Source organism: Acinetobacter sp. YH12135, from assembly GCF_013418565.1.
Classification (GTDB): Bacteria; Pseudomonadota; Gammaproteobacteria; order Pseudomonadales; family Moraxellaceae; genus Acinetobacter; species Acinetobacter towneri.
In genome coordinates this window covers 1-7,226 of sequence record NZ_VPBU01000041.1, presented here as the reverse complement: position 1 = coordinate 7,226, position 7,226 = coordinate 1, and the positions used below count along the sequence as shown (strand labels likewise).

At 42.4% G+C, this 7,226-nt stretch carries 7 protein-coding genes; 3 read left to right on the top strand and 4 right to left on the bottom strand.

Annotated features, from left to right (window positions below):
- Window positions 1–611: 611 nt before the first annotated feature.
- The 3 genes from FTU70_RS14025 to def all read right to left on the bottom strand — a co-directional run bounded on the left by FTU70_RS14025 (window position 612) and on the right by def (window position 3,754).
- Window positions 612–2,618, bottom strand: a complete 2,007-nt coding sequence (locus FTU70_RS14025) for a TonB-dependent copper receptor (RefSeq protein WP_180060778.1) — start codon at window positions 2,616–2,618, stop codon at window positions 612–614.
- A gap of 63 nt (window positions 2,619–2,681) precedes the next feature.
- The gene (locus FTU70_RS14020) at window positions 2,682–3,116 is read right to left on the bottom strand and encodes a DUF2946 family protein (protein ID WP_154321168.1); all 435 of its coding nucleotides are present in this window, start codon (window positions 3,114–3,116) and stop codon (window positions 2,682–2,684) included.
- A gap of 107 nt (window positions 3,117–3,223) precedes the next feature.
- Complete coding sequence (gene def / locus FTU70_RS14015; protein ID WP_154321169.1) at window positions 3,224–3,754, bottom strand: peptide deformylase; 531 nt, start codon at window positions 3,752–3,754, stop codon at window positions 3,224–3,226.
- A 121-nt stretch (window positions 3,755–3,875) separates the two neighbouring features.
- Between def and FTU70_RS14010 the strand changes: the two genes are divergently transcribed.
- The 3 genes from FTU70_RS14010 to FTU70_RS14000 are packed head-to-tail and all read left to right on the top strand — an operon-like array spanning window position 3,876 to window position 6,892.
- Complete coding sequence (locus FTU70_RS14010; protein WP_180060777.1) at window positions 3,876–5,033, top strand: LysM peptidoglycan-binding domain-containing protein; 1,158 nt, start codon at window positions 3,876–3,878, stop codon at window positions 5,031–5,033.
- A gap of 17 nt (window positions 5,034–5,050) precedes the next feature.
- Window positions 5,051–6,274, top strand: coding sequence for a DNA-processing protein DprA (gene dprA / locus FTU70_RS14005; protein WP_004970117.1), 1,224 nt, complete (start codon window positions 5,051–5,053; stop codon window positions 6,272–6,274).
- A 48-nt stretch (window positions 6,275–6,322) separates the two neighbouring features.
- Window positions 6,323–6,892: an L-threonylcarbamoyladenylate synthase gene (locus tag FTU70_RS14000; RefSeq protein ID WP_004970120.1), complete on the top strand. Its 570-nt coding sequence runs from the start codon at window positions 6,323–6,325 to the stop codon at window positions 6,890–6,892.
- A gap of 34 nt (window positions 6,893–6,926) precedes the next feature.
- Here FTU70_RS14000 and FTU70_RS13995 read toward each other — a convergent pair.
- Window positions 6,927–7,226: RNA-guided endonuclease TnpB family protein (locus FTU70_RS13995; RefSeq protein ID WP_180060776.1), on the bottom strand; the 300-nt coding region annotated here is incomplete at its 5' end.

The following is a 7,226-nucleotide window of genomic DNA, read 5'->3' as shown; positions in this document are numbered from 1 at the left end:
ACTCTTCAGTTAAAATCATTTTGAAGTTTTAATCTAAACTTCCAAATCTGGCTCATCAATTTTCTGACTTAAATTTCGCTCAAATAAACTTCGAGTAATTTAAACCAATCAATCAATGAAATATTTTCGATTAATCAATCAGTAAAAATCCACACAAGTTGTTCTTCATAATCTCTTAATGATCTTCTCGATGCTTCGTCAGCATCAAGCTAGGTCGGCTATACTACTCTCTATTTCCAGAAAGTCAACATGCAATGTTGATTTTATTTTCAAACTTATCCACTCAAACCAAACTTAATCAATCTCAAACCAATCAACCAAGCTATTGTTTTTCAACAAGTTTTTATCAACATCACCGCCGATGGATGTGCATTATAGGCCAAATATTTTGCCATGCAAGGCTTTTTGTAAAAGAAATATTTCGAGTGTTTATTTTATAAACCCAAAAATAGATAAGCTACTGTTTTATCTTATAAATTTATTTTAATAAAAATCTAACCAATTCTTTTAAACACAGTCCAAATACTTAAACAACTGATTTATAAATAATTATTATCAAAAAAAGTAAAAAGCAGAGCCAAAGCCCTGCTTTTGTTTAAATAAAGTCCAAATTAGAACTTCATACTGATACGCGCCCAATAGTTACGACCACTATTGTTAAACTGAACTTTTGCTGCACTACCAGTCCCATTTAAACCTAGTTTATTTAAATGTTCGCTATACGTTTTATCCAAAACGTTATCAACACCCACAGACACATCAACACTTTTATTGAGGTTATAGCTGCCATTTAAAGACAACACGCCAAAGCCACTGCTCTCTTTGAGGTCGTAACCTACGATATTACCTTCATCTTTACTTATACGACTTTGACCATCGACTACACGTAATAATGCACCTAAAGTGTATCTATCTTGAACATAGCGTAGGTTTAAACGTCCTTCTAAAGGTGAAATTTGTGGTAACGGCGTATTGTCTGTGGTGTTTTCACCCCACGCATACATGGCACTCACATCAGCTTGCAAAGCATCGGTAAATTGATAACCCATACCAACTTCTGCCCCAGCAATGGTTGCATCCACATTGCGCGTATGCGCATCTGTCATACTCGTATATTTAGTTAGAATATAGTCATTAATCAAACCCGCATAAGCCGATGCCCAAGAACTAAATGCACCATGCTCATGTTGATAGCCAAAGTCCAATTGAAGGGTTTTTTCAGTATTAATGTGATTAAACGTATTTTTATTTCCGTTACCCGACAGAGGACTAAACAATTCCCAATAATCAGGCATACGCTCTACATAGCCCAAACCGACATAAGTTTTAGCATCATGGTGTGGATGTTGATTTTCCAAACGAATAAAACCACTTGGCAAGGTTTCTTTACGTTGTTGAGCCGTTTGTACTGCGTCTACTTCGATCTGATCAACACGTATACCTGTAACCAACTTATTTTGATCATTCAGTTGATAACTCAGTTCACCAAAACCACCATAAGACTGAAACTCCATATCGGTTAAAACAGGCTTAGTCAGATAAGAACCTTGTTTATCTGTTTTGCGAATACCATGTTCATTATTTTGGGTATCGATACCTGTAATAAACTGTAATTTATCCCACTCATGCGTCACAGCCATACGTGCATTTAATGTTTTACGCGTCACATTGGTTGCCATTTCCATCATAGGTTTGGCGCGTAAACTATAGTTATCCATCACGTGATCATTAAAACTATAGTTCACCTGTGCTTCAATTTTCTTAATCACATCAGTGATGTTTTTCTTTTCTACCCGTAAACCCAAACTTTCGCGGTCAAATTCAGAGCCATCCATCATGCGACCTGCATAAACCACTTCGGCATCACCTCGACCACCTGTCAGCTCAAGCCAAGTATTTTCATCGGGTGTCCAACCTAAAGCGAGATCGGCATTCCAACGCTCCCAATCCGAAGGAACAGTCGTGCCATTGCCATCTTTATAGCTGTCTGCCACAGAACGGTTGGCATTTAAACGAATATATTTCTGCGCATCACCCGCAGCCGCTTCAATATTATGATCTAAACGGCCAAATGACCCCATCAAGACACTGGCTTGGCCACGATAGTTTTGACCTTCACCAAATCGCTCAGGCTTACGCTCAAACAATACCGTTGCTGCCGAACCCGTGTTGGCATATTGCACCGTTTGCGGGCCTTTAATGACGGTAATTTCATCAAAACTTTCTGGGGAAATATAAGAGGTTGGTGAATCCATACGACTCGGGCATGCACCTAAGTTTTCAGAACCATCGGTTAAAATTTTAATACGTGAACCAAACATGCCACGGAAGGTCACATCACCATTGGTACCCGCACCACTGTTGACCGCACTAAAGCCAACTATGCTTTGCAAATAGTCTGCACCATCTGTGGCTGGAATCGGCTGAATGGGTTGTTTTGGATTAGCACGAACCACCAAACCATTGGCATCATTGCCCTGTTGTGCGGTTGCAACAATAGGCGCAAGACTATGCGTATTCGCAGACAGCATACTTTGATCGGCAAACGCACTTGCTGAATAGCAGGCAACACAAACTGCAGCCGCAATGGGCTGTAATAAAAATTTAGGCTGAGCCATTTTATTTCTCACTTCAAAACATAAATACAGTTAGGGTCAAAGCAGACCCGAAAAACATTGAATTTATGCAAAGTGAGGTGGAGCACGTCCCTGCGGAAGTAAAAAGAGTTGCTGAAGTGCAAACCAAACGTGTTGAAAACGTTTTTGGAAAGCCAAAAGACGTACCTGAATGCGATCAAGCACCTCTTTAAGCTCTAATTCAGGTGGCAAGACCAAGTTGCCATAGACCGTACAATACTGACATTGATGTGAAGCATCGTGATGATGATGTTCATGCTGTACGGTCAGTTGCTGATCATCGGTCTGTGATGTAGATGAATGTGCAGTATGCGAAGAATTTGTATGCACTGCGTGGGCTTGTGGCAACAAAAGTGCACGCGTGATGGTTTCACAGACTGGCGCAACTTGATATTGCTCAGGCAGCAAAGGCTGTAAAAATACAGCAATCTGTAAAAAAACTGCGATAAATGAAAGCAGTAAGCCACTACGCAACAACAAAAACATCTATCCTGAATTTGTGTGGCGCAAGTATAACAAAGCCCAATCGAAATTGGGCTGATTTTTATGCTTTGGTCTAAACATGGACAACTAGATGGTTGTTTGTTTTAACGCTTCACAGCAACTTTTTCTTTCTGACGCTGGCGCACTACTTTTTCCACTTTTTCACGGGCACGCTGTCTTTTGAGTGGTGATAAATAATCGACAAATAATTTACCATTTAAGTGATCCATTTCATGTTGGATACAAACAGCGAGAAGTTGATCTGCTTCTAGCTCAAAGGTTTGACCCTCAAGGTTAATCGCTTCAATTTTTACACGTGACGGACGCTCAACTTTGTCGTATATTTGAGGCACTGACAAACACCCTTCTTCATACGGTTGGGTCTCTTCAGTCAATGGGGTAACTTTGGGGTTAATGAAGACCATGGGTTGATCTTTATTTTCAGATAAATCCATGACAATCAGCTGAATATGATGATCTACCTGTGTCGCAGCTAGACCAATTCCTGGTGCGGCATACATAGTTTCAAACATATCTGCAGCAAGCTGACGAATTTCGTCGGTCACTTCTTCGACGGGTTTGGCAATGGTACGCAAACGGGGATCCGGGAAACTTAAAATAGGTAATAAGGCCATGGGACGTCCTCACTTATATGCCATTGATCAAAAAACCGAATGAAGGAATGCTTCATCAAAAAAATGTGTGTAAGATCGTTATTATAACGCAACTACATACATAATTTTAGGAATTATGATAATGAAAAAGGTTTTGACAGACACATCCTCTTTTCGTGTCTTGGGGTTTAAAAAGCAAGTTTTAGCACTCGCAGTATGTCTCACAGTGGGACTTAGTGCGATCAGTGTGGCTGAAGCAGCACCTGCACGAAACATCAATCCGCCTGCCTTAAAAGCCAGCGCACCAAATGTGTATGTGGTAAAAAAAGGCGATACCTTATGGGATATTTCCAAAAAATTCCTGAACAATCCATTACGTTGGCCTGAAATTTGGGCAAGTAACCGTCACGTAAAAAATCCACACTGGATTTTCCCAGGTGACCGTTTGTTGATGTGTACCTATGAAGGTCGTCCAATTATTGGTAAAGATGAAGGCGATGGCTGTGAAGGCATTATTCGTCGTTATGCAGGCAAGAGCACCAATTTACAGCCGCAAATTCGCGTGGAGTCTTTAAATAATACCATTCCTGTGATTCCACTTGACTACATCAAACACTGGTTAGAGCGCAGCAGCATTATTGCCGCAGATGCGTTACAAGGCACACCATATATTTTAGGTACTTCTGATCAACGTGTTTTAGCCGCTAAAGGTCAAAGTGTGTATGCGCGTGGTACAGGTCTGGAAGTAGGTCAACGCTACGGTGTATATCGTGAAGGCGAACCGTACATGCTGACCGATGCCAATGGTCAAAAATTCAATGCAGGCATTGAACTCACTCAAGTTGCTGCAGGTATTGCAGTACGTGGTGAAAATGACATCACCACACTTGAATTGACCGATACCTACAATGCCGAAGTGCGTCGTGGTGATCGCGTCTTACCAATTTATGACCCAATGCTGCCAACCTTGTTCTACCCAACGCATGCTGAAAATGTCAGCACAGGTGGTCAGGTGCTACGTGTGATGGGTTCGATTGGTACTGCAGCAAAACACAGTGTTGTGGCAATTGATCGCGGTACATTACATGGCGTGCAATCTGGTCATGTGTTTAGCGTAGCGCAAAAAGGCGAAGTGGTCACCGACCCGAAAACCAAAGAACGTGTTCAGCTTCCAGGCGAACGTATTGGCAATATCATGGTCTTCAAGAGCTTTGACCACATTAGCTATGCCTATGTTTTAGACAGTGAATTACCAATTAAAGTCGGTGCGAGCTTACAAGCACCACGAATGGACGACTAAAACGGTTTAAGATGGTGATGTTGAATTCATTCAGCCCACAGCAAATCAACTACATTTTGTTGTGGTATTTGGTTCAACATTCACTGTCTAGTTTTTCCAAACTCGTACAACATTATGGTTCCGTGGCTGCCGCAGTGCAGCCCGAACACCTCCTCACATGGTCAGATGTGCGCATTCATGCCAACCATCTACAACGCGCCAAAGAATATCTCAGCCCAACAGGGCAACTCGCCTTTGAACAATGTCTGAATCAACTGCAACAGCAGTGCGATTTTATTCTAACTTTGGACGATGCGGACTATCCCAATCAGTTACGACCCTATTCCAACAAGCCACCCATTTTATTTGGGCAAGGCAATGCACAGGCTTTGTTGCAAGCGCAAATTGCGATTGTCGGCAGTCGCAAAGCCAGCCCGCATGGTCGGCAAGTGGCTTATGATTTTGCTTATTATTTAAGTGAACAAGGGTTCTTTATCAATAGTGGTTTGGCACAAGGTATTGATGAAGCCGCACATCAAGGTGCTTTGCAACATCAACGTACCATTGCAGTCATGGGCACAGGTTTGGACAGCACTTATCCAAGTGCACATCACAGCCTGCGCCAAAAAATTGTAGAATCTGGTGGTGCCGTGATTACGGAGTTTTTACCACAGACTAAGCCCTTACAGCAACATTTTCCACGACGTAACCGTATTGTCAGTGGACTAAGTTTAGGCGTGATTGTTGCTGAAGCCAGTTTAAATAGTGGCTCGCTGATTACCGCGAAACTGGCAGCAGAGCAAGGCAAATTAATTTTTGCCATTCCAGGACATATTTACAGTGAATTTCATCAAGGTTGCCACCAATTGATTCGTGAAGGTGCAATTTTAGTGGATCATCCTGAACAAGTGATTGAAGATTTAGCCCTACCCACCCAATGGCAATATCAACAAAACCAAATAGCATCAAGCCAAAATCAGACTACAGCAGCTTCAACAAAAGCAAAATTATCTACACCACCGACTGAAGCAATACTTCAAACCACCACAACAAAAACAGCAGATACAAGTACACCGCATATTCCCGAGCATTTATTGGCACTGTATCAACAACTGGATTGGGTCGGACAAAGCATCGATCACTTGGCACAGCAACTGAATTTAGATATTGCCACACTCACCAGCGCATTAATGGAACTGGAACTCATGGGCTTCTGTTTACAACAATCAGGTTTATATCTGCGTTGTCGTCCACTCAAATAAGGTTCACAATAAGCGCCTATTTCACGTTTCTGTTTAGGTAAAACTCCCATGATTACAACTTCTGTCACCGAAGCCGCTGCATGTCTACAACAAGGACAGGTACTGGCCTATCCTACAGAGGCGGTTTGGGGATTGGGATGTGATCCATATAATCAACAGGCATTTTTGGAAATTTTGCGTCTGAAACAGCGTCCGATTGAAAAAGGTGTGATTTTACTGGCAGGACATCTGTCACAAGTAGAGCATTTGCTGCAGGATTTAAACCCCGAAATGCGAGATCGCGTAATTGCGTCATGGACGAATACTTATCCCACAGATCGAGCAACCACCTGGCTATTACCCAGCACAGCCGCAATTCCAGAGTGGATTACAGGTCAACACCCCAAAGTAGCGGTGCGCGTAACCAATCATCCTTTATGTATGGCGTTATGCCATGCCTTTGATGGCTTTATTGTATCGACCAGTGCCAATCCTGCGGGACTTGCCCCTGCACGCTCTTTGCAAGAGACAACGCAATATTTCCATCAACAATTGCACTACTTAAATGGTGATTTGGGTTTAAGCCAGCAACCTAGCCGTATTTTAGATGCAGAGAGTGGGGCAGTGATTCGCGCCTAGCTTTAGACAAATTTTAGTTGACATCCTCCCCGACCTAAAGGACGGAGATTCCTACTGCTAGACGCTCATGCCCGAGCGCAAGAATATTCAGTGCGGAATTTACATCCCGATCATGGAGCGTACCACACTCCACACACTGCCATTCTCTTATTCCAAGTCCTGCTCTACCTTTCGGACTACTATAGCGTGAGCCACAGCACGAACAAATTTGGGTGGTATAGGCTTCATTGACTTCTTCATAACATACCCCTGCGTTCTCGCATTTATACTTGAGCATGGTTCTTAGTGTTGTCCAACTGGCATCTAGCACTGATTTAGCCAATCTGGTTTGTGC

Bases quoted from the DNA above. Each gene is read 5' to 3' on its own strand.
- FTU70_RS14025 (WP_180060778.1), bottom strand. From the start codon at position 2,618: ATGGCTCAGCCTAAATTTTTATTACAGCCCATTGCGGCTGCAGTTTGT.
- FTU70_RS14000 (WP_004970120.1), top strand. From the start codon at position 6,323: ATGATTACAACTTCTGTCACCGAAGCCGCTGCATGTCTACAACAAGGA.
- FTU70_RS14010 (WP_180060777.1), top strand. From the start codon at position 3,876: ATGAAAAAGGTTTTGACAGACACATCCTCTTTTCGTGTCTTGGGGTTT.
- def (WP_154321169.1), bottom strand. From the start codon at position 3,754: ATGGCCTTATTACCTATTTTAAGTTTCCCGGATCCCCGTTTGCGTACC.
- dprA (WP_004970117.1), top strand. From the start codon at position 5,051: ATGTTGAATTCATTCAGCCCACAGCAAATCAACTACATTTTGTTGTGG.